Here is a 23,470-nt window from a genome sequence, read left to right on the forward strand (position 1 = left end):
TTGGATTTATAATCAACTTTTAATCATCAATAAATTTATTAAATTATGAAATCAAATTTCTATTATTTTATTATGTTAATTTCTATCACTATTAGTTATTCTGCTTGCAAAGAGCAGAGTATTAGTTCAACAAAAGATAAAGAAAATTCACAGATTGATAGTGTGTTGAAAGCAAAAGCTGAAGTTTATGATTTACTTTTCTCAAGAGTTGAAGATTCTTCTAAGTTTATGAATGATTTGACCCCAAAGGTAGCTAAAGCCATAGTGAGAAGTAATATTGAAACGAATGACGGCTCAGGAGCAATCAACCTAGATAAAGAAAGGTCTGTTTTTTTTAAAATAAGCGATTTATTACAGGTTGTTAATGGATATTCAAAGGATGATTTACTTAAAATGGGCGTTAGAGTTTATTTAGGAAGATATGGGAGAAAACAAATTATTGAAGATTATTTAGGTTCTAAACAATTTGAATTATATAAAAATAGGAGAACTGTAATAATCCAACTTATGGATAAGGATAATAATGTTTTAATAAGTAAAGATGGTAAATGGGTAAATGCAAATTTAGGAGAACTTTGTCCACCTTGTAGCGATAGCAATTCACCTACTGGAGGAGACAAAGATCCTTATATTCAAGAATAAAAGTAAATTTTAATTTCAATAGTATTAATTTAATACACGGTTTTTGATTCTATACCAATATTTTTTAATATCGGCATTAATTCTTTCGTGGAAATACAAATCGAGTCTAATAAAATTTGAATATTTTATTTTGACAGTTTGTATTTTTGAAGGGATAGGGAAAGTTATGCGTATTATTTACAATAATAATACAATAGTATACAATTTTTATTTTGTTTTTCTTATTTCTTATTATATATATATATTTAGTTATGAAATTAATAAATTATTAAGTAAGAAAATTAAATTGTATGAATTGGGTTTGTTTCTAATTATTAGTTTGATAACATTTTGTTATTACCATAATTTAAATAATTTAAATGCAATAGCTTACAATATTGGGATGTTGATTGTTATTTTACTTATATATAGGTATTTTTATTTATTAATTATTGGTAAAAGTTACTTAAATCTATCAAACACTCCTTTGTTTTGGTTAGCTTCAGGAATATTACTATTTTATTCTTCAGCATTTCCAATTTTGAGTTTTACAAATATATTTATTACTTATGATATTCAATTAGCAAGAGCATTTCAAAAATGGGTTCAATATGGAAATTTATTTATTGCGGTGAGTTATAATTTGGTGATCTTATGTACTTATTTCAAGAAAGTTTAGTCTACCAGGTAATAGGAGTATCCTTTATTATGCCTATTTTATTGTGTGGAATCCTTTTTTGGTTCATTTTTGCTTATCAAAAAAAGAAGTTACAGAATGAAATAGAATCAAGAGAAATTAGATTAAAAGAACAACAACTCATCATTGAAAAGCAAGAATCAATACAAAACGAGCGCAACCGAATTGCATCTGAGATGCATGATGATTTAGGATCCGGTTTAACAACCATCCGTTATTTAAGTGATCGGGCTTTGACGAAGGCTGCTTCGGAAGAGGAGCGGACTCAAATTGGTCGGATTGCAGCACAGAGTAATGCTTTGATACGCAACATGTCTGAGATTATCTGGGCTTTAAATATGCGCTTTGATAGCCTGGATAGTTTGTTGGCTTATTTACGGCGTTATGCTGCTGAGTTTTTAGAGGAACATCATATTGAACTGTCCTGGCAGCAAATGGAACTCAATGAGTTGCATGCATTGAGTGGCGAGATGCGTCGTAACATCCATCTGACAGTCAAGGAAGCATTGAACAACATAGTAAAACACGCTGGAGCCACTAAGGTAAATTTTCTTTTTTCGAAGGAGGAAGGTTTTTTTATCTTGAAACTAATAGACAATGGCACTGGTTTTAATCCGGAATCAATTTCTTCTGATGGAAATGGTCTTTTCAATATGCAAAACAGGATGAAATCGATTGAAGGTGATTTTCAAATTTATTCTAAACCTACAGGTACCGAAGTTATAATACGATTTCCTTTAAGTTTGAGTACTGCCTAACAAAAGTTATATTTTTATACAGCTGGGTTTCCTTGAGCTTTGTGTAAAATTATAATATGAAATTAATTACTGTCTATCTTGAGAATGGAATTCAGTTAGAAATTCAACTTAATTACTTATTAATAGAGCGAATACTTATTAATAACGAATTGGTCAGTTCAAAAGGCTCACTTTTTGGCAGAGTGCATGCATTTAACCATGAAGGACATTTTTATAAAGTGATATTAACAGCAGGAGCTTTTGGTTGGTGGCTTGATATTTACCGGGATGGTATGCCGATCATTGAATCTGCAAAACATGGATGTTTGTTTTTACTTGGAATTGGCATTACATTGATATTACTCTTAGAATTTGTGTATAAACACTTTAATTAGTTTAAATTTGTTGAGCATATCTCATAATAGTATGCCCTAATATGAAAATAGCAATCCTTGAAGACCTGAAAGACGTTGCACTGATGTTGCAAGACTTATTTGCGGATCAGGCAGATATGAGTTGTTCTCAGGTTTATCATACTGCAGAGGATGCTATGCAATTTCTTAAGCAAAATCCTGCAGATATCTTAATAGTTGACATTGGATTGCCAAGAGCTTCTGGAATCGATGCCATTCATTTTCTTACCAAATACTGTCCTGCCATGCAGTATTGTATGTTTACGGTTTATGAAGATGATGAAAAGATCTTTAACTCATTACAAGCAGGCGCAAAGGGATATATTTTAAAAGGCTCGGACTCTAAGAAAATAGTTGAAGCGGTTCGTGAACTATACCAAGGGGGATCTCCTATGAGTCCCAGCATAGCCCGTCGAATTCTGGATGTTTTTCAAAAAATGAATTTAAATCCATCTCCAACAAAATTACCACTTACATCCAGGGAATTGGAATTATTGGATTTGTTAGCAAAAGGTTTGTTGTATAAAGAAATAGCGGATCAAATGGGAATTACAACAGGCACTGTTAAACAGCACATTCATAAAATTTACGATAAATTGCAAGTTACTAATAAGACGGAAGCAATTAATTTGTATCGATTTGGGAAATAATAGTTTTGTTTCCTTCCTTCAATTTTTTATTTAATTAAAGAGTTTACTTATAACAAAGGTTATATTTTATTGCCTTTGAACCCACAATACTTTTGTTTTCATTATTTATTAATTTTTTAAATCTTCTAACATGAAAACAATTTTAAGTATTTTATTCTTTCTGGGATTTTATTATTCCAGTTTAATGTCACAAGTTGATTGTGAAACAGCTTGTCCGGTTCCCTTTGTAAATTGGGATGCAGTACAATGCGAGCACTATGAAAATTTTAATCCGGGAGATCCCCTTTTATCTGCGGATTGGAAAGTTTTTCCAAGTGGGTCAAATCCGCCTTATTATCCTGTGCCTGCAATTGTACAGTTGGGACATGTGGGTCCAAGCTGGACTTACTTTGCAGATTTTACTTGTTCAAGTAGTGCAAAGCCTGTCGATAATTTGTACTATTTTAGAATGCAGCCCAAAGATTATCGGTTTAGTTGTTCGGTTTTTTTAAACAATGGAAATTCTGGTTACTTTTCTATGCTCAATGCCAGTTTAGGGAGAGTGGTTAATTTTTATTTTACGGGTACCAATTTAGTTTCCATTTACAATGCAAGTAACTCGTATTTGGGAAGTTTCAGCTATTCGGAAGGAGAATGGTTCCGTTTGAATTTATTTTACCATGCCAATGATGGAAGAATGGAAATTTTCCGAAATGATTACAAAGTTTTTGAAGTTAAAAATTTACCTAAATCTGTTTCGACTTTTCCATCGGTTGCTAACTTTTTTACTCATAAATTAGGAGAGGCTTTTTTTCTGGGTGGTGTCTGTCTTGTATCAAGAAATGGTATTTTAGTAAACTGTACCCAAAATATTGAGCCGGTTTGTTTAAATGGTAGCAACGAACAGGTTGCAGATAATTATTGTTGGGCGAGTGAAGCTGGTTATTTGAACAGTGAATTGCATTCTTGTGCAGTTACAAATGATCCATGTGATGATTGTGATGAATGCTTTACGTACCGGTTTGATTGTGGAGATCCTAGAACAATCTATTTAAACAGCAGTTATTGCAGGGAAGATGTTCCAACATTTAATTTAGGAGATAGTCATCAATCAGATGAACTTGAATGGGAGTTTAAAAATAGTTCTAATGCTATTATTCAGCCTGAATTTTTAGCTGGCACTTCCTATAATTCTGTAAATCCAGTTTGTAAGTTACCAAGTCCTGGAAATTATACAATTTGTTTTAGAGTTTATAAATACAATGGAACGGGTCGATTTAAATTTTATGAATGTTGTTATGTAGTAAAAGTTGCCGGTTCATGCAGTAAACCACCAAGTTTATATATAACAGCTACCAATCCCAATGCGAACTCTGAAGTCAGTTTGAGTACAACAGGAAGTGATATAGAAACGTATTCCTGGCGGATTGATGATCCTTCAGCTTATTTAAGCAATGTTTCGACAACTGGAAGTACATTTCGTTGTGGAATTCCTAGTGGAAGAACGTGTATTACAGTTTGTCTTACTGTTGGCAATGGATGTGGAATGCTTTCAAAATGTATAAATGTTTGCAGACCCAGTGGCAATTGCGGAACAAAGCCTGCACCACATCCTCCAATTGTTTACACTGTAAATCAAAATGGTGAATTGAGTTTTCAAAACGTACCGGTTATGGATAATTATCATTGGACCTTACCGGCAGGTTGCACATTTACCGGAGGAACCGATGCCAATTCAAGATCACCTATTTGCAAATTACCGGATATTAATTGCAGTTATGTAATTTGTTTAAAGATGCGTTTTGGTTCTTGTTATACTTGTTGTTATTGTTTTACAATCAAACCACAGACCAGCGGGACAGTTACCTTAGATCCTGAAGAAATGAGTTGTGCTAACAGCGGCCAGGAAGTATTGGTGCCAGTACGTGTGAAAAATTTCAATAACATGACATCTCTTGATATTACTGCGCAATTAAATCCGATAACCGTTGCAGATTTTATCAGTGCAAGTGCTGGTCCCAACATCAATCCAAATGCATTTGTTTATCAAATTCTTTCCAGTTCAAAAATCAAGGTAGCATGGGCTGGTGTTTCAAGTGCAGCAACTACCTTGGCTGATAATGATATTTTCTGTTATTTGAAAGTAAAAATGAAAGGAGCTGCAAATTCCACGGCAACAATATCATTTGAACCAAGCAGTGCGATCGTAAAGCAAAACAGAAACCTGGTGGTAGCTGATTTTAAAACTGGTAGTGTTTGTGTAAATGGTTCATTTACCATTTGTGGAAAAATTGTAACTGAAGAAAATAAACCCGTAAAGGACGTGTCAGTTGAATTGATCGGTCAAAATACCCAAACAGTTAAAACAGATGCTTCAGGTTCATATTGCTTTTTGAATGTACCTGCCGGAACTTTTACAATTAAACCCAAAAAATTGACATTTCCCGGTAATGGCGTTGAGATAGCAGATATTGCGGATATACAAGGACATATATTGGGAAGTTTTATTTTGGATTCGCCATTTAAAATAATTGCAGCAGATGTTGACAATAATAAAACGATCAATGCAACCGATATTGCCCGAATAATTCCGGTTTATTTCAATAAGAACCAGGCATTTTCAGCAGTTGAAAGTTGGAGATTTATTCCAAAGTCATTTAGTTTTCCAAATGTAAGTAATCCCTTCCAATCTAGCTTTCCTGAAATACGGACGATTCAAATTTCTAAAAATGAATCGAATCTTGATTTTACCGGAATCAAGATGGGGGATGTTGATCTGGACAACGATCCACAGAAATTTGGTGAAACAGGAGAAGTCATAAGTTTTGATACCAGAACGAGCAAAGATCAAGCTACTTTGGATTTAAAAATAAACAATACTCAGGTCATGCCAGGCAGAAAAATAAAAGTGCCGGTATATGCAAAGGGTTTTAAAGAAGTTCTAAGTTTTGGATTTTCATTGGCATGGAATGCATCTAAAATTAAGTACTCTCAATTAACGGATTTTAATCCAAAATTGAGCATGAATGCTTCAAATTTTACACTGGGAAATGTTGATAAAGGCAGGATGGGAGTCTCCTGGTATGTATTAAATCCAAATGGTGTAAATTTGAATGATAAAGACACTTTATTTTCAATTGAATTTGAAGCAATTGGAAAAGATGGCGACTCTACATTAATTAGTTTTACCGACAATCCAATTGCCACTACTTTTTCCAATAAAACAGAAAATTTTAAACTAAATATTGTAAACGGAGTAGTCAAAATTCGTACCGTGTTAATCGGTGTCAATACCAAGCAATTGCCCGAGAAATTTTCTTTATTTCCGAACCCAGCAAGTAATCAGATTCATTTAGATATGGAAGACGGAAATTTAAATGATGCATCTGTTGTGATTGTTTCAAGTGATGGCAGACAATATCCGGTATCTCTAGATACCTATATGGGACATGGTCTGATGGATATTAGCAATCTGCCAAATGGCTTATACAATTTAAGAATTGTTTATCAAAATAAAAATTACCGAATACCATTCAGTAAATTTTGATGATTTGGAATTGATAAATGGAGGTGAGCAGCAATGCTCGCTTCCATTTAATTGATTCATACATTCTGTATGAATATTGAGATTGTTTAATTTATAACTTATAATAAAAAAATCATGAAAAATATATTTCATTTAGTGCTTTCTTGTTTGGTAGTTTTATTGTTTGAAACTACACAGGCATTCTCCAATTCAGTTGGAATGAACAATTTTATTACAGTCATTGATACCGGTAAAGTTACATTGTCTCTTGGAGCCAATCTCGATTTATCGAATGGCATCACCCTGAATACTTTTTACGGAAGAATAAGTTTTTTATGTCATAATATTTGTAAATCAGAAAAGGGATATTTCCGTCGCAATATTCTTTCTAAAATGGGAATTTATGCTGGACTGTATCAGTCTAAATATATATCAGCTGAAGGCATTCCTTCTGGTTTAAATTATTATTATAATCAAATTGGCCGTATAGATCAATCCAATTATCTGGTTGAAAGAAGCTATTCTAGTTTAAATTCGAATAGCTCATTTAATAATTATGGTTTGGTATTGACCTTGCCGTTTAATATAACAAACCAGGGTTTATTTGGAGACGGTATTAAACACAATGTCTATTTTACACCGTTTGATTTTGAAGCCGTAATGACAAAAGAAACAATTGCATATACATTTGAAGATATTCACAAGGATACTATTTCAGTAACAGGACCTGTATTGGATAGTTTGCATGTACCGTTTACAGTCAATAGGAGTTTTGTTAATTATTATTGGGGATTTACTAATTTCCAATATAATTATGAAGGTAATAAATATAATTTTTTTATAAAGGCGACCCCTTTGGGTATAAGTTGGATGGGTGGAGCATCCAGACCATGTATTAATTACAGTTTCTATTTTGGAATTTCGGAAAACAAATTCGGCATACGAATTGGAGGTGAATTTAAAGGCAATTATGGAAGTTCAAATCCTTATTTTAATCTGTTTATCACCAAAACGTTTGATTTTTCTAAGTTTGGAGATTTGATGAAACCATAATGAAATCGCCGTTTAATATTACATGTTTTAATCTGATAGATGAGAAAAATTATTGTTTGATTAAATAAATTTTACTTATCTATCAGATTAAAGTTTAAGAAGATTTCTAAATTAAGATTATAAATTTTAGTTTATTAGAGTCTGGTTATAAAATTAAAATGCACAAGCAACAGAATGATAATTTTTATCCAAACTCATTTCAAATAGGTTTCGATTGTAGAAATTTTATTTCGGCCAATCAATGAATTATTTTTAATCTGTTCAAATTTTAATTTAGCATCAGAAATATTATTATTCATCAGATCCAGCATACATAAGTAGTATAGGGCTTCTGTTTTGAATGGTTCCTGGTTGGAAGTTGAAAGTTTGTCCAATGCTATTTTAGCTTCGGTGTAATTCTTTTTTTGTAATTGAATGTGAGCAAGGTATTTTAGTGCCAGTACATTGGTGGTATCTGATAAGTGAATGTTATATTTTGAAGCATTTTTTAGATTTAAATTTAATTATATTTCGATTTTATTTAATGAATCTTTTCTTTTTAATTCACCCCCTACACCGGTCAATAAATTTTACCAGTCCATTCATCTCACTGCGGGACAAATAGATGGTTGAACCTCCCCGATTGGTATAAATTCGGAATTTTAAGTCGCGCGCATTTTGAATGTGCCGGATATCGTCTTCATTTAATTTAATGTAAATGCTTGCCCATCGGAATGGAGTTGTTTCAACGGTCGTGTGGGTTGTAGGTACACTTACATTTTCAGTAATGCTTTTTGAAGGAAGGTCCACACTACTGCTTTCTCCTTTAGCATTGGTTACGGTTTCAGATGTGCTGGGGATGGTTACTGTAACGGATTCAGTTTTATATTCTGTACTTGTATTGGAAATGCGTTGCGTTCCGTGCAAATTTTCAATTCTAGTGGCTTTTATTTTAACGATTGAGTCAGTTGCTTTGTAATACAGTTCATCCTGTATGGTATATTCTTCAGGCCTTAATGAGAAATCAATTCTTACCATTAAGGAATCTTTAATAAGGGTATTGTTTTCAAGATAACATTTTATATTGACATTTCTTTGATACCATTTACTTTCCAAGCTTTTATCGTCTTCAATAGTAGTTATATTCACCATGTAAAAAACCAAGCCTTTGGTTGATTTAAATTCATCTTCAACTACATATTGTTTATTTTGAGCGCTTGTTTCAAAAGCGAAAATCAGCAAGCACCACAAGCCAATTGAAAAACCGAATAAATTTTTCATCTTATTTTTGTTTATACTAGTTGTATGACAAATTTTATACAAAGAGATTGGCTTTTCTACTGGAATGAGTGAATTTGTGTTTTTTTTAACTTTTTTTTTGATTTACCATACATTCTTAATAACTTCACCTCAATTCCAGCATTTCATTCCGTTTTTATAGGCTCAATATAAAGAAATATTCCGTTTTCCGGATATTGTATGATGAGCTTTGGCTGCATTCGCAATAGTCTGAGAGAACCCATTTCGAATTTTTAAATACTAATTTAAGCCTCATGATAAGCTTTTTGCGTTTTTTACTAGGGTGCTTTCCTGCTTTACTTTTTAGTCAGGAACAACTGGGATTTGATAACCTCTATTTAAATATCGGGACCACCATTAATATTTATTATCGGGGAGGGACCAATTTTCCGGGGATCAAGGCATTTGTAGGGGTCGGTGGAATTAAACAAATTGATTCTAAATATGGCAACTACATGATGTCAGTTGGCATGAATGTAGGCATTTACAATAAGTCACTTGGCAATAGTTTGATACTTCTCAAGCAGGACAATCAAATTGATTTTACCTCCAGTTTGTTTTTTGGGCCTGCCTCCAGTCATATCAATGAAAAATTTCCACTATATAAAAATCTTCGAACCATAAATAATCTCCCATTTTATAATTTACGTTTTGGAAATGAAGGACTGGCGATGTTGGGGGTCAATTTTATCATGAACAACCACATACGGCATCAAACTGTGGGAGCCATTGTACTCAACTATAAGAACCTAAGTATCAATTATTATAATGATGGAGGAATGCCACTCAATCTATTGGGACTGGGTGATAGTTTTGACCGTTGGTGGACCGGAGGAGGAGGCATTTATTACCATTCCGTCCGAAAAAATAATTTATTTGAGTTGACATTTGATCAATTTACCGGCTATGAACGCCAGTATTTTGAATTGGCAACCCGCCTTGGGATGGATGTACAGGATTATAGTATTTTCTCAGATATAAAACCTGACACCATCGGAACCCGATACAATGTTACCGGTTTTAGAAGTGGAAATAATTACAACTCGTCTTCTTATACCTTGCGTTGTTTTATCAATGAATCCCTTGCAATCAATCTGGGAGTCATAGGTTCTTTAAGGGGCAATAATCCGGAAGGGGAAAGACTATGGGGTGTGCAAGATCTCATTCACAATGCCATGAAAATTGCGATTCACCCAAATTTTGATGCCAATCGCATTTTGGTAGGACTCACTTTTAATCACTTCAATCCTATAAAATAATGTACAAGTATCTGCTACTCCTTGCGGTGCTTTGTTCTTGCTCCCGCAAATATCATAAAGTGGAAGATTTATCTGGTAAACTAGAGCAATATGTTCATAAATGGTCGCCGAATGATTCTTTTTCAAAATTTGAAATGAACCTCATCCCCTATGTTTTTTATCGAAACAAAGTTTCAGAAAAAGTGATGATGACAGAAAATTCAAGAATTCATGATTTAAACATTTACCTGATTAAAGATACCAGCAGTATCAAACACCAGCGATTTATATTTTTTATACCATTTATAAATGACAGCATTCCGGTATTAAATCAAGAGGTTTATTTTTTTTCTATCAAAGGACTTTCAGATGCGAATGACCGCAAAGAAGTCAATCGATTTGAATTGTTGAAAATATATAAAGGTCAAATTAGTTCAGTTGATACTTGTAGAAAAGTAAGTGATACCTGCGAATATATTTTTAAATTGTTTATTTCTGCTGGAGAAGATATTTCCAGCATCAAGCAATTTAATAAAAAAATGAATTCAAACTTAATTACCTGTGCACCTGGTCAATGTAAGAAGAATCAAAATACTTTTGAAGTATTTATTAGCAGAAGACGGGAGGTTCTGAAAGTACATGCATTAATTGATTATGGTAAAAAGCATCGTGACAATCTTAAATCAACCGTTTATGATTTTAATGAAATGTATAAGGAAGTACTTTTTTTTATTAAAAAATAATTTTAATCGTCATGTCTTTTCAAACTAAAAGTCTGCAACAAAAATTGGATTCTAAAACCGGAGTAAAGCGAATCCTAGCTTTAGATGGTGGTGGTGTTCGGGGAATTCTTACCCTGGGATTTTTGGAAAAAATTGAATCCACACTTCGAACGCGTTATGGCAAAAGTGACATGGTATTGAGTGATTATTACGATATGATGGGTGGCACAAGTACCGGGGCCATCATGGCCACAGGTTTGGCATTGGGTATGGAAGTGAAACAAATTATTCAACTCTATTTGGATTTAGGTGAAGTTATTTTTGGTAAAAGGAGTTTTTCATTGATACCAAGAGATTGGACTGGATTCAGGGCAATTTTCAAGGAAAATTACAATTCTGAAAATTTAGAGAAACAATTAAAAAACACCTTTGGTGAAATACTACTTGGAGACACGCAGGCTATTAAATGCGGATTGGCTATCAACACCAAACGCGCAGATACCTACAGCTTATGGACATTTGCAAATCATCCGGATGGGATATATTATAACTCCAATAAAGATATTAAACTGTGGGAATTGTGCAGAGCTAGTTCTGCTGCACCATATTATTTTAAACCCAAACAACTTCCTATCAAAACGCGCAGCGGGAAAATGGTCAAATCTGGCTTTGTAGATGGCGGTGTCAGTTTGGCAAATAATCCCGTCTTTCAATTGTTTCTTACCGCAACCGTATCCAGTTTTGGTTTTAATTGGGTTTCCGGAGAGAATAAATTATTTATGACTTCTTTAGGCACCGGGAATGGTTTATTATTAGAAGATCCGGAAAGTCTTGTTAATTCAAGAGCTGTGGCCTGGGCTTCCAAATTACCAAATCTATTTATGATTGATGCCCTTGAAATGAATCAAATTATATTGCAATATCTTGGAAAAAATTATGGACCGGTTGATTTTATAGATAATCAGTTTGGTAAGTTGGAAGAGCTTAAATATCTAAACGAAAAACTATTCAGTTTTACACGCCACAATGTTAGGTTAACCGCTGAAAGTTTGGCACAACTCGGATTTCAATTCAGTTTAGAGAAAGTTCGTTCTGTGGCTGAAATGGACCACTATGAAAATATACCCGACTTATTGGCAATCGGTCGAAAGGCAGCTGAGCAATTTACAGAAACCCATTTACCAACTTCGTTTGATTTATAATTTATGAAGAAAATTTATTTTTCTTATTCAGACAAGCCAGAAGATCAATCACTTTACAAGGATCTCAACAATCATTTGCAACAATATAAGCGCAAAGGATGGATTGAAATATATGATGAACAGGAATTGTTTAAACAAAATGGAGACCTTGCAAAAAATGAAGAATTTTTAAAATCATCAGATTTAACCATTCCATTAATTAGCATTGATTATCTGAACAACGACGAATGTTTGAAAATTTTAAAGCTGGCTGATATGCAGCACATAAAAATAGTACCCATCCTTCTACGTGAATGCGACTGGACAGCAGATGACATTCTTAAGAAATACAGTAATGAAGTACTACCGGATGAAAAAAAATCAATAGAACATCTCAGTAAAACCTTGCCAGATAAGCAGACTATTTTTAAGGAAATTGGTGATGAGATCAAATGTTTTATTTTTCCTGAATTGCATTCTGTGAAAATGGCGGAAACCGGATCGTCATTTTATTGGATCGTTGCCGGTTTGGTATTGGTAATAGGCATTTTGGCTTCGTTTTATATTTATACCAAAACAGATGAATTACTATTAGCAGTACTGAGTTTTTTATTATTTGGTCTAATAGCCCTGATGTCTGTTAAGAATGTATTGTTTCCCACTAAATTGTCAACCATTTAATCTAAATATATGAGTACAGAACTTAAAGAAAAGAATTTGCAAAGTATTCGTGTTTTAGAAAACCTTTTGGAAAATGAAAAGAAATCTAAAATTTATACGGTCATTGTTGTACTTGGATTTTGTATTTTAGGAGGCCTCATTTTGTATTTGGGATTGGAACTTTCCAGCAAAGCCAATGAACTCAAACAACAATTACGCGAAAAAGAAACACTGATTGCAGAGAAAACCAATTTACTAGCTGAAAAGGAAGCCTTAATTGCTGAGCGGGATTCTGCTTTGATTCGGCTGGATAGTCTTCAAACTTCTTTGGTAAACACCAACAGCCTTCTCAGTCATACTGCTTTAGAGGCAGATTCTATCAAACAACAATCACTGAGTTTATTGACTCAGGTTCAGCAGCAATTTGATAAATTAAATCAGGATTATGTTCAGCTTCAAAAGAAATATAAGCTGGAATCAAAACCAATTGACGATGTAAAACTTAAAGATCAGGTACAGGTTATTGACAAATTGAATAAAAAATATAAATGTTATATACAATTCATGCCGGGGTTTGAAACAGAAGCAAAACGCGCTTATCAGGCACTTTATCAGAAGGATTGGTACAATCAATTTATAGCAGAGAATGAGAAGATAGAAAATCAATCATTCAATACCTATATTAAATATTTTGATAAAAGTGATCAGAAATTGGCATATGAGATGTATCGTACTTTAATGAATGCAAAAATAGAAGTTTCCCGAGAGCCGGTATTGGTAGAAACACCAGGAGCTGCTAAAAAATTTGAAGTTTGGATTGGTAAAGCACAACGGAAATCTGTGGAAGATGTATTAAACAATCCACGGTATCAAAATAAGTTGAATCTTATGAATAAAAAATTATGAGTGCTTTAAAAGTTTTTATTTCGTATGCTCATGAAGACGAAGCAATTAAAAATCAATTTGATAAATTTTTAATTACTTTAAAACGTTCCAATAAAATTGAAGTTTGGCAAGACCGGCAAATCATGGCTGGCGAAAAGTGGGATGATCTTATAAAGAAAGAGCTCACATCGGCTGATATAATCATCTTATTGGTAAGTATTGATTTTATTGCTTCGGATTATATTTGGAGAAATGAATTAGAAATTGCCATGCAACGCCATGAAGCGGGTACTGCCCGAGTGATTCCTATTATTGCAAGAGCCTGTGATTGGAGTACGATGCCCTTTAGAAAATTACAAGCGTTACCTACTGGAGGCATTCCAATTGAGAATGCAAGCAATTTAGATCAGGTATATACCGAAATATCAAAGCAAATAAAAGCGGTGGTTGAATTTTTAGGCACTACTTAATGATATAAAAGTCTTAAAAGGCAAGCTGTAGGAACAGTATACATCTATCATGGGAATTGATATTTTTTAGAATAAACATTCACGTACTTGATTCCATTCGTGGCAACTCCTACTTCTTCAATTCGCGTTTAATTCGTGCATTCGTAGCAACTCCTACTTCTTCAATTCGTGTTTAATTCGTGCATTCGTGGCAGCTCCTACTTTTTCAATTCGTGTTTAATTCGTGCATTCGTGACAACTCCTACTTCTTCAATTCGTGTTTAATTCGTGCATTCGTGACAACTCCTACTTCTTCAATTCGTGTTTAATTCGTGCATTCGTGACAACTCCTACTTCTTCAATTCGTGTTTAATTCGTGCATTCGTGACAACTCCTGCTTCTTCAATTCGTGTTTAATTCGTGCATTCGTGACAACTCCTGCTTCTTCAATTCGTGACTTTATTCGTGCATTCGTGGCGACCTCTTCAAAATTTTACTAAAAGAAAAAATCTTGAAGCGAAGTAATAAGCACATTTATATTTCTTTCTACCATTTACCAACTTAACTTGCCGCGAATGGAAGAACGAATGGAAGAATGAAGAAATGCCACGAATGCACGAATGAATACACGAATGGAAATGCGAAGAAATGCCACGAATGCACGAATGAATGCACGAATGAAGACACGAATGAAGACACGAATGGAGATTCGAAGAATAATTTAATAATTCGTCCTTAATTCGTGAATTCGTGGCGATTCCTCTCCAAAAAGTGGTCAGCAACTAGTAGTCAGGAGTCAAAAATTCCTCCTCCCAAACAGTCTAATAATCTAACAGTCAAACAGTCTAACAAGCCCTTTCTCAAGCTTTGACCAATCCCAATCGCTCCATCCGATAATATTCCCGGAACGTTATCATTCGTTCGGTATTTTCATCCCACAACTTATGTGTTGCAAGTTTTAAACTTTGAAAGAAATTTAATTCTGTGGTGTATTTATGAAACCAAGGGATGGCATCAACACATTTTTTCAAATTGTAGTTAGGAATGGCAGGATTCAGATGATGAATGTGGTGAATGGCTATATTGCCGGTAAACCAATTGAATATTGCCGGTAATTTATAATACGTGCTTCCTTTAATCGCAGCATACATAAACTCCCATTTATTTCTCCAGTGCTTGTAGCCATGTTCGTGTTGATGTTGAACATAAAAAAACCAGATGGCAATAATTGCAAATGAAGAAAGAATTATCAAATGCATCGTAACAAAACGTTTCCAATCTAAAATAAAACAAAGAGCTATAAAAACAGCAGCATAAATAAAATTATTTAAGTACAATCCTGGTTTTGCTTTTTTAAATTCTTCTAAATTCACCAATGGTAAACGATTGTGTATAAAAATATAATAAATTGGTCCTAATACAAACATCACCAGGGGTGTTCGGTATAAACGATATTTAAAACGTTCAAATTTACTCAGCTTGGAATATTCAGCAACTGTCAACGTATTGATATCACCAATGTCACGAACTTCCAACATTCCATTATTCATGTGGTGGAAATGGTGGGATTTTGCCCAATATGAATACGGCACTGAACTTAACATGCTACAACTGTAGCCAATGATTTTACGCCAGCGTGAAGATTCTATAAAAGTATTATGACCACAATCGTGTTGGATGATAAAAATTCGTACTAAAAAAAGTGCATTTAATAATGCCAATAGACAAGCAGCCAAAACGCTGTAATCCCATAAAAAATAAATAGCTATCCAGACCGCAAAAAATGGTCCAATGCTATTTAAAATCTGAATGATTGCTTTGAGATTATCCGTTTTTTGGTAAGGCTTTAATGTTTTCAGCGCTTCTTTAACTTTTCCGGTAAATTCCTTTACTTCAGGATTCATCACTGCGGTTTGATTTTAGGGTGCAAAGATATGAAAAACTACAGAATGAATTTAAAATTAATTTCAAATAATCAATTTAAAATCAAGGGATTACATGATTAAAAAATACCTAATTGATAAGCCCTTGATTAAAAATCAATTTGAACCTTTAACCTGAAATTAATCGGACTGCCGGGTGTAAAATGAATTTCTTCGACAGCTATAGATTCATCCTTTAATCTTGATAACGTTAAAAATTGAGCTTCGTTCCATTTTTGATTGAAAATATTCTCTACAATAAAACTAAAATGCATGTTTTTGTAATTGTATCCTATATTAGCATCCATAATTTCATACCCTTTTGCCTGAACACTGTTGTCTTCGTTTGCTGGCCGGTCTGATAAAATCCGATAGCGTAAGCTGGTAGAAATATTATGGAAATTTTTCAAAGTGATACCTCCAGTATGCGTCCATTTGGCAGCTAAGGGTAAATAATTTTGTCCTTCAGGATCATCAATCGTTCTGGCTTTTGTCAACGATGATTCTGCATCAAATAAAATAAATTTATTTAACTGGTATCTTAGACCTGCTTCCAAACCTTGTCTTTTAGTTTTACCACTGTTTTCAACAATGGCTTCATCTCCAACATAAACCAATTCATCTTTCATGAATAAATACCAGGCAGCTACATGAAGGAATAAGGAACTTCCAATTTTTGTTTGAAACCCAATATCCTGATTAAAACTTCCGGGAAGCAAGGAAATGTCTGGATCCTGAATTAATAATCGGGAATCGTTGGAATGAAATCCGAAACCTGTTTTAGCAAATAATTGTAAGTTTTGATTTACATGGTACTGTGCGGTTAGTTTAGGTGAATATTTAATTTCTGTTTTTGAATTTTCTTTATTTGAACTCACTAAATTGTTAGTATAATTGAAATGAAATAAATCCAATCGATTTTGAACCGACAATTCCAACTGATTCCATTCATAAGCTGCTTTTAAATACGCATAGCTGTTGTTTTCCTGAATCGAACCAAATGCAAGTCTATCCAATAATTTTACTCGATCTTTGGTATGGGATAATTCAATATCATTTACAAGATCTAATCTATTCCCCAAACATGCATTTAAATCAATACCAGCCCAGGTTGCATTATATTGTCCTTCAAATCCAATTAAGTTTCGACGTTCTTTTTGCTTGATTTGGTCGCCATTGATAGAATCTTTTAAAAAGAATGTAAAATTTGAATATAATTCAAAATTATAATTTGAATAATAGGCACTCAGTTTTAAATTTTGGTTTGCAGAAAATGGTTTTATAAAATTTACCATTAAATTACTTCGATCTGTTTGTCCGCCTTCATTTGAATCTATAGCACCAAATCGACTGATTAATCCTTGATCAACAGCCCGTTGAGGAATTTGTCCGGAAGCATTCCATTTACTATTAAAATGGCTGCCTGTTAATTTAAGTTCAGCTGAGTTTAAAAACTTATAATTGTATTTGAACAAGCCATTAATTCTTTTGAAATTCTGGGGTTCATCAAAGTAACCATCTGTACGAACATACTCAGCGGCCAGGTATACATTCTGATGATTGGTATTGAGCAGCTTGAATAAACCTGCAAGCCGATGGGCATCAAACTTGCCGGATTCGAAAATAATGGAATTCATCTGAAGGCGATCTTGTAAAATAAAATCTGCATAGCCGGCATTTGAAAAATTTCCCTTAGCAACATTGTAGCTGCCTTTTTCATAATTGATTCTTTTGATGCTTTCCGGAATAATGAAGTGAAGATCTGAATAACCTTGTCCATGTGCATGGGAAACCATGTTTACAGGCAATAATTGGTCAACAGATAGATTGATATCAGTTCCATGATCAATATCAAATCCTCTTAGGAAAATTTGCTCAGCTTTTCCACCTCCCGCATGTTGTGCAATAAATAATCCAGGAACCATGCGTAATAATTCCTGGCTGTTTTGAACGGGCCTTGTCAAATTGTCTATTAATTGCAAATTGTAATGTAACGGTTCGGTGATATTGATTTGATCCAGTTGGATGGTATTGTTTTCCATTTGTATAGAAAGCGGAGTGTTTAAGTCAGCTTCTTTTACAAAATAAATAACTGGTTTGAAACCCAATAGTGAAAATTCCAGGGTATCGCCAGGCTTGGAAATGACATCCCTAAAGAAACCACGTCCATCCGTATGCGTGTGTGTATTTTTATTTTTATTGAAAATAGTAAGATCCGGGATTGGCTGTTGCTCAAGATTGAACACATAGCCACTGATCTGAGCCATGTTCAAATGAACAAAGAATAAAATGAATGAAGCAATAAATATCGTTTTCATAAGAGAATCAATTGTTGGGATTATATTTTTTGAAGACGTTGATTTAATTCTAATAATTCTGGATTTTTTGAATTCGTACTGTTTGCCTTTAAAAGAAAATTAGCGGCCATTTCTTTGTCTTTTTTTAACAAATAGATGTTGGCAAGGCTTCGATTGATGTCGATATTTTCAGGACGCATGTTCAAGTCTTCCTGAATATAATTCAAAGCTTTATCAGGATCATTTAATAATTCAGAATATACAGCTGCAAATTCCAGGCTCATATTGTGTCCATGTTGGGTATCATCAGTCAACATATCCAATATTTCAGGAAGTAATTTATCAAATGCCTCTTGTTGCTTTGTCTGCTTGTACAATTCTGCCAAATGAATGTAAAATGAAACTTCAGGAATGATAGCGCAAGCTTCTTTAAGTTCTTGTTCGGCTTCTTTAAATTTACCCTGGCTCATATAAACGGTTGCCAGGTTTGCTTTTGCAAATGGATAATCTGGCCGCTCCTCAAGAATTTGATTTAAAATGGAGATTCCTTCAGCGGTCTTATTATAGCGTATGCATAATTGAGCCAATTGTAACGCGGCCCAAGCCTTTTCTTCGCTTCCTGGACTGCCGGCTTCTACTGCCATTTGCATGGCTTTAATTGCATCTTCCGGCATACCATAGATTTCACGCAAATAAGAGACTCTGGAGTACGAACGTAAATCCGGACGCATGGATACCATTTTATCGGCAAGAGAAACTGCATTCTTATAATCACCCAATTCAACGTGCGCATCGATCAATGCTCCATATATCAATGCATTGTATGGATTTTTTTGTTGAGCAATTTCAGCAGTTTTCAGCGCATCTTTAAAATGATGCAGTGAAAGTTGAACACTGGCTTTGGCACTTAATGCTAGAAATTCCTGATCTTTATTAATGTTTTTTTGCTGTAAAGCTTGTTCGATGGTTTTTAATGCAGCCGGATAATAATGTCCGTGTTCCCCGGTAATTCTAGCTTCAGCAATAAAGAGATTTGTAATTCTGATTAAGGCATCTATATGATCCGGATTTTTTGTCAATAAATGTTTGAGATCTGAATAGCTTGTTCGTACTTCAGACCATTCATTAAAATATTGCATTTTTTCTGATCGTTCCAGTAAAACCGGAATTTCAAAATTTGTTTTTGGTTCTTTGGCACAGGATAAAATAAAAAGAGTGCAAATGAGGTACGTTATTTTTTTCATAGTAATTTTTTTTTAATAAAATACCTTGACTCCTAAGAGCCAAGGTATTTATAAAATGATTTTAATTTTTAATTAATTTGGTATAGCCAACGACTGCACCGCGATCAGTAACAGCACTGGCCAGATAAATTCCTGCTGGAATTTTACTTAAGTCCACAGTAAATTCAAACAAACCCTTACCAAAATATTCTGGATTTAAAACTTGAATCGTTTTACCGTCATTGGTTTTTAAATCGAGTCGTATGCTGGTTTCTAACTGATTGTTTATTTTAAATGTGGTTAGTGTGTTTACTGGATTTGGATAATTGATCATGGAAATTTGAGGTCCATTTAATCCAATAATTCCACCGCCACCTTTATTTACTGCACTCACAATTTTTCCACCGCATTCGCCATCTCCTGACCAGGGTGCTGCAAGATTTGGGAATGTATTTGAAAACAATGCATCGTTTTTCTCAACACCTGTTGTATAAGTCAACACGCCTACTAAATTGGGAGTCACTGGATTTGGTGAACCAGCAGTATAATCGTCATACCAGAGTCCGATAGCTGCTAATACAATTCCTGAAACGGCTTGCAATTCAATGCGGGTTACATCATCTTCCAATCGTCTTCCATTGGGAAAACCATCCATATTGGGTATAAACTCAATGTTTGTGTTTGCAAATTTCGGATCTGTTAATCCAAGAACACACGCTTGAACCAAACCCAGTGTGCTAAAGGCAGGATCGTTTCTTGGGGTGACGGGAACCGCCATATTTAATCGCAGCATATCCCCTCCGTTTGGAAGGAAATTGTGAATAAATGGTTTTCCTTCAGCAAGCGGATTTCCATTTTTTCCGGTTGCTAATTGATATGGTTTAAAATTTGGAACGCCGGTATGAAATGCAGGCCATAAGTCGACTGAACGTGCTTTTCCTTTACCAGGTAACAACAAGGTTCCAAAAATAGCATCGTCCAATGCGGTTCCAGCAACTGCAGGATTTCCTTTTAAACCGTACAGTCCATCTTTACCATAACCAAAGTCAAATCCTTGTAATGAATTTCTTTGAATGCGCAATTTAGCCATCGCAGGTACGGCGCCACCAAACAGCGCATCATCCATGTACAGTGCTAATTCCGGATTGAAAAAGAAATTGTCCATTAATGTATCGGCCAACTCTTGATAAGGTGTTAAAGAATTCCAATAGTCTTTATATCCAATTGGAATTACGGCTTCATTGGTCAAAGGCATACCCAATCTAGAAACCTGAATCCAATCACCAGAGTGATTTTCTCCACCTGGAGTTAAGGTGCGGATCGCTTGTCTGCTGGCGGATGCCCAAACACCAATCACATAATCAGGATCTAAAATGGTACGAGGAGCAGCAGGTGCACCTGTTTTTAATAAGGTGCTGATTGGAATTTGAATCGCAATGGCACTCACATTTAAGCAGGCAATTCCATCTCGAGCTTTACCATTTTGACGTGGTAAATTTCCTAAATCGAATACGCCACCTAAATCCACAAAGAATGGATCATCGGTTGGTCCGCAAAACACGCGTTCGCCGGTGTTTGTGTTGCGGATTGCAGACTGCATAAGATTTAAATACGTAGTTCCTAAACCAACTCCTGACTCAATGGAGCGTGCACCAATATTATTGGGTGGCACCGGACCATTGTCGATTAAGGTAATAAAACTTAAACCTCCATCAATGCTGCGTTCAAGCGTGTAGGTAGTTTTTAAATTCTGCTTACCCAAACGGATGTTAAAAAAAGTAGTAGGATCCTCATTGACCTGTTTAAAAGTGAATCGGTAAGTGATTTCATCACCAGGCCTGGATGCATCATTGTCCACATGAATTTCGTAACGAATGTTTTGTCCAAAACTGTAATAGTTTGGACCACCGTGTGGAAATTGAAGCGGAACATAGGTAGCAATAATCGTAATCATATCCGGATTGTCCGGACTCCGGAAAGCATACAAATCCACATTGTCGGCAAGTGGATCGTTTGCAATCAGTGGCGCTTCCCGATGGCTGGAAGCCATCAAAAGCGCAATAAACATGCTAAATAAGCTGGAAAGTACAATTTTTAATTTCATAATTAATGATTTTACTTAGTTACGTTTGGAGTATGCGTTTTGGATTTCGTTTATGTAAATTCTTTTTATAAATTATCTTAGCCAATCATTTGGCAACAACAGAACAGATACGGACCCAATTTTTAGAACTTCGCAAAGGCCCACCGGAGCGGGCTATAAAATTTTTAATGGATCAGTATGGCGATACCTTATATGGAATTGTCTTAAAAATTGTTCGTGAGCAACATTTGGCTGAGGAAGCGATACAAGAGGGATTTGTTAAAGTATGGAAGAATCTGTCTGAATATCAATCTGAAAAAGCTTCATTATTTACCTGGATGTTGACTATAGTCAGAAACACAGCACTGGATTTATTAAGACAAGAAAATCGGCATAAAAACCAAAATCTGGATCCGGGCGTATATGATAGTATAAATCACAGTGTGGAATCACAGATTTCGGATATTGGTTTGATGAATAAAGTCAATAAGCTGGATTCAAAATATAAGGAATTGATTGAATTAATATATATACAAGGTTATACACAACAAGAAGCAGCAGATCATCTGCAAATGCCATTAGGAACTGTTAAAACACGGATCAATGCAGCAATTAAAATGTTGCGTACGATGTTAGCAACTTTTTTCATTTTATTAATGAATGTTTTTAAATGAATCAAAAGATTAACATACAAGAAATCAAGGATTCCGGAATTCTGGAGCAATTTGCATTGGGATTAACAGATGCCAAACAAAATGTAGAAATAAACAGTTGGTTAGCAGCATCGCCGGAATTGCAATCAGAATTAATTGAAATTCAAAATAGTTTGGAAGTTTTTGCATCCCAGTATGCAGTTCCGGTTCCAGATCGAATTAAAACCAATATCATCCAACGCATAGAACAAGAATCAAAATTACTGGATCTTAAAAAGAGTTACCGCAGCATGTTGTATCGAGGCATAGCCGCTGTAGCCATTCCTTTTATTATTATTTCTTCTTATTTATGGATGAACTATCAATCCAGCCAAACAGCAGTTTTGCAATTAAACCAAAAATTAACTGAGCAAACGGCATTGCATCTGCAGGATAGTTTGAATTTAATAGATTGCAACAGTCGTCTGGATGTATTGCGAAATAAGGATGCTAAGAAAATATTGTTAAAAGGCACACCTGTTTCACCTCAATCATTTGCTGCGATTTATTATGATACCATCGCACATAAATCGTATTTGGATGTATCGGATTTACCAAAGCCTCCTACTCAGAAGCAATATCAATTATGGGCTATCGTTGCTGGAAAACCGGTAGATTTAGGTGTATTTGATCTGGACCAAAAACAAATTGCATTTAAAGAAATTGAATTTATAAAAGAAGCGCAGGCTTTTGCAATTACCCTTGAGCCGTCAGGCGGGGTAGCATCTCCAACGATGGATCAGATGTATGTTGTGGGAGCGGTTGATTAATTATAAATTACGGATTACGAATTACGAATTGCGGATTATGGGAAAGTAGCGTACATCCCGCGTACTCGCGGGACGAATTATGGGAGCGTAGTTTATATAAACTAAATTTAATACTCAAATAATATTTTTCCTTCATTGAAAATTGCTCATTGAGCATTGCTCATTGAAAATTAAAATCAAGCTTTGAAGAAATAATGCTTAATATTCAATGTTCAATTTTCAATGATTAATGGAGGAATGCTTAAAATTTAATATTGAACATTAAAATCATGTTTTGAAGAAATAATGCTCAATGTTCAATGCTCAATGTTTAATGGAAGAATGTTTAATTTTCTCATTGAAAATTAAAATCATCCTTTGAAGAAATAATGCTCAATGTTCAATATTCAATGTT

At 34.4% G+C, this 23,470-nt stretch carries 20 protein-coding genes; 15 read left to right on the forward strand and 5 right to left on the reverse strand.

Going from position 1 to position 23,470, the window contains the following annotated elements:
• Positions 1–45: 45 nt before the first annotated feature.
• The 6 genes from IPJ80_06540 (at position 46) to IPJ80_06565 (ending at position 7,676) form a co-directional block, all read left to right on the forward strand.
• A complete protein-coding gene (locus IPJ80_06540) occupies positions 46–642 on the forward strand; it encodes a hypothetical protein (protein ID MBK7913141.1) in 597 nt (198 codons plus the stop codon).
• Positions 643–1,275: 633 nt separating this feature from the next.
• Positions 1,276–2,076 (forward strand): ATP-binding protein, encoded by an 801-nt coding sequence (locus tag IPJ80_06545; GenBank protein MBK7913142.1) that lies wholly within the window; start codon positions 1,276–1,278, stop codon positions 2,074–2,076.
• Positions 2,077–2,132: 56 nt separating this feature from the next.
• Complete coding sequence (locus tag IPJ80_06550) at positions 2,133–2,450, forward strand: hypothetical protein (protein ID MBK7913143.1); 318 nt, start codon at positions 2,133–2,135, stop codon at positions 2,448–2,450.
• 41 nt (positions 2,451–2,491) lie between these two features.
• Positions 2,492–3,118 carry a response regulator transcription factor gene (locus IPJ80_06555; GenBank protein MBK7913144.1) on the forward strand — a complete coding sequence of 209 codons (627 nt, stop codon included), beginning with the start codon at positions 2,492–2,494 and terminating at the stop codon, positions 3,116–3,118.
• A gap of 130 nt (positions 3,119–3,248) precedes the next feature.
• Entirely contained in the window at positions 3,249–6,644 is a 3,396-nt protein-coding gene (locus IPJ80_06560; protein MBK7913145.1) for a T9SS type A sorting domain-containing protein, read from the forward strand.
• Positions 6,645–6,758: 114 nt separating this feature from the next.
• A complete protein-coding gene (locus IPJ80_06565; GenBank protein ID MBK7913146.1) occupies positions 6,759–7,676 on the forward strand; it encodes a hypothetical protein in 918 nt (305 codons plus the stop codon).
• 543 nt (positions 7,677–8,219) lie between these two features.
• Here the strand turns inward: IPJ80_06565 and IPJ80_06570 are convergent.
• Entirely contained in the window at positions 8,220–8,936 is a 717-nt protein-coding gene (locus IPJ80_06570; GenBank protein ID MBK7913147.1) for a hypothetical protein, read from the reverse strand.
• 272 nt (positions 8,937–9,208) lie between these two features.
• On the opposite strand from IPJ80_06570, the gene IPJ80_06575 reads away from it, so the two are divergent.
• The 7 genes from IPJ80_06575 to IPJ80_06605 all read left to right on the forward strand — a co-directional run bounded on the left by IPJ80_06575 (position 9,209) and on the right by IPJ80_06605 (position 14,828).
• Positions 9,209–10,213, forward strand: a complete 1,005-nt coding sequence (locus tag IPJ80_06575) for a hypothetical protein (protein MBK7913148.1) — start codon at positions 9,209–9,211, stop codon at positions 10,211–10,213.
• Positions 10,213–10,935: a hypothetical protein gene (locus IPJ80_06580; protein ID MBK7913149.1), complete on the forward strand. Its 723-nt coding sequence runs from the start codon at positions 10,213–10,215 to the stop codon at positions 10,933–10,935. The genes IPJ80_06575 and IPJ80_06580 overlap by 1 nt, the downstream gene beginning before the upstream one ends.
• 11 nt (positions 10,936–10,946) lie before the next feature.
• Complete coding sequence (locus tag IPJ80_06585) at positions 10,947–12,116, forward strand: patatin-like phospholipase family protein (protein ID MBK7913150.1); 1,170 nt, start codon at positions 10,947–10,949, stop codon at positions 12,114–12,116.
• 3 nt (positions 12,117–12,119) lie between these two features.
• Positions 12,120–12,776, forward strand: a complete 657-nt coding sequence (locus IPJ80_06590; GenBank protein ID MBK7913151.1) for a toll/interleukin-1 receptor domain-containing protein — start codon at positions 12,120–12,122, stop codon at positions 12,774–12,776.
• A gap of 9 nt (positions 12,777–12,785) precedes the next feature.
• On the forward strand, positions 12,786–13,661 hold the full coding sequence (locus IPJ80_06595) for a hypothetical protein (GenBank protein ID MBK7913152.1): 876 nt from the start codon (positions 12,786–12,788) through the stop codon (positions 13,659–13,661).
• Positions 13,658–14,110 carry a toll/interleukin-1 receptor domain-containing protein gene (locus tag IPJ80_06600; protein MBK7913153.1) on the forward strand — a complete coding sequence of 151 codons (453 nt, stop codon included), beginning with the start codon at positions 13,658–13,660 and terminating at the stop codon, positions 14,108–14,110. Before IPJ80_06595 ends, IPJ80_06600 begins: the two co-directional genes overlap by 4 nt.
• Before the next feature lie 574 nt (positions 14,111–14,684).
• Complete coding sequence (locus IPJ80_06605; GenBank protein ID MBK7913154.1) at positions 14,685–14,828, forward strand: hypothetical protein; 144 nt, start codon at positions 14,685–14,687, stop codon at positions 14,826–14,828.
• A 121-nt stretch (positions 14,829–14,949) separates the two neighbouring features.
• On the opposite strand, the gene IPJ80_06610 is transcribed toward IPJ80_06605, so the two are convergent.
• From IPJ80_06610 to IPJ80_06625, 4 genes are all read right to left on the reverse strand, one after another.
• Complete coding sequence (locus IPJ80_06610) at positions 14,950–15,993, reverse strand: fatty acid desaturase (protein MBK7913155.1); 1,044 nt, start codon at positions 15,991–15,993, stop codon at positions 14,950–14,952.
• A gap of 128 nt (positions 15,994–16,121) precedes the next feature.
• Positions 16,122–18,329 carry a carboxypeptidase-like regulatory domain-containing protein gene (locus IPJ80_06615; protein ID MBK7913156.1) on the reverse strand — a complete coding sequence of 736 codons (2,208 nt, stop codon included), beginning with the start codon at positions 18,327–18,329 and terminating at the stop codon, positions 16,122–16,124.
• A 20-nt stretch (positions 18,330–18,349) separates the two neighbouring features.
• Positions 18,350–19,552 (reverse strand): tetratricopeptide repeat protein, encoded by a 1,203-nt coding sequence (locus IPJ80_06620; GenBank protein ID MBK7913157.1) that lies wholly within the window; start codon positions 19,550–19,552, stop codon positions 18,350–18,352.
• Between the two features lie 61 nt (positions 19,553–19,613).
• Positions 19,614–21,635, reverse strand: a complete 2,022-nt coding sequence (locus tag IPJ80_06625; GenBank protein MBK7913158.1) for a DUF4331 family protein — start codon at positions 21,633–21,635, stop codon at positions 19,614–19,616.
• An 89-nt stretch (positions 21,636–21,724) separates the two neighbouring features.
• Between IPJ80_06625 and IPJ80_06630 the strand changes: the two genes are divergently transcribed.
• Both IPJ80_06630 and IPJ80_06635 read left to right on the forward strand, forming a co-directional pair.
• Positions 21,725–22,288: a sigma-70 family RNA polymerase sigma factor gene (locus IPJ80_06630; protein MBK7913159.1), complete on the forward strand. Its 564-nt coding sequence runs from the start codon at positions 21,725–21,727 to the stop codon at positions 22,286–22,288.
• Positions 22,285–23,076 (forward strand): anti-sigma factor, encoded by a 792-nt coding sequence (locus tag IPJ80_06635; protein MBK7913160.1) that lies wholly within the window; start codon positions 22,285–22,287, stop codon positions 23,074–23,076. The genes IPJ80_06630 and IPJ80_06635 overlap by 4 nt, the downstream gene beginning before the upstream one ends.
• The last annotated feature ends 394 nt before the right edge of the window (positions 23,077–23,470 follow it).

This window comes from Saprospiraceae bacterium (genome assembly GCA_016714025.1).
Classification (GTDB): domain Bacteria; phylum Bacteroidota; class Bacteroidia; order Chitinophagales; family Saprospiraceae; genus Vicinibacter.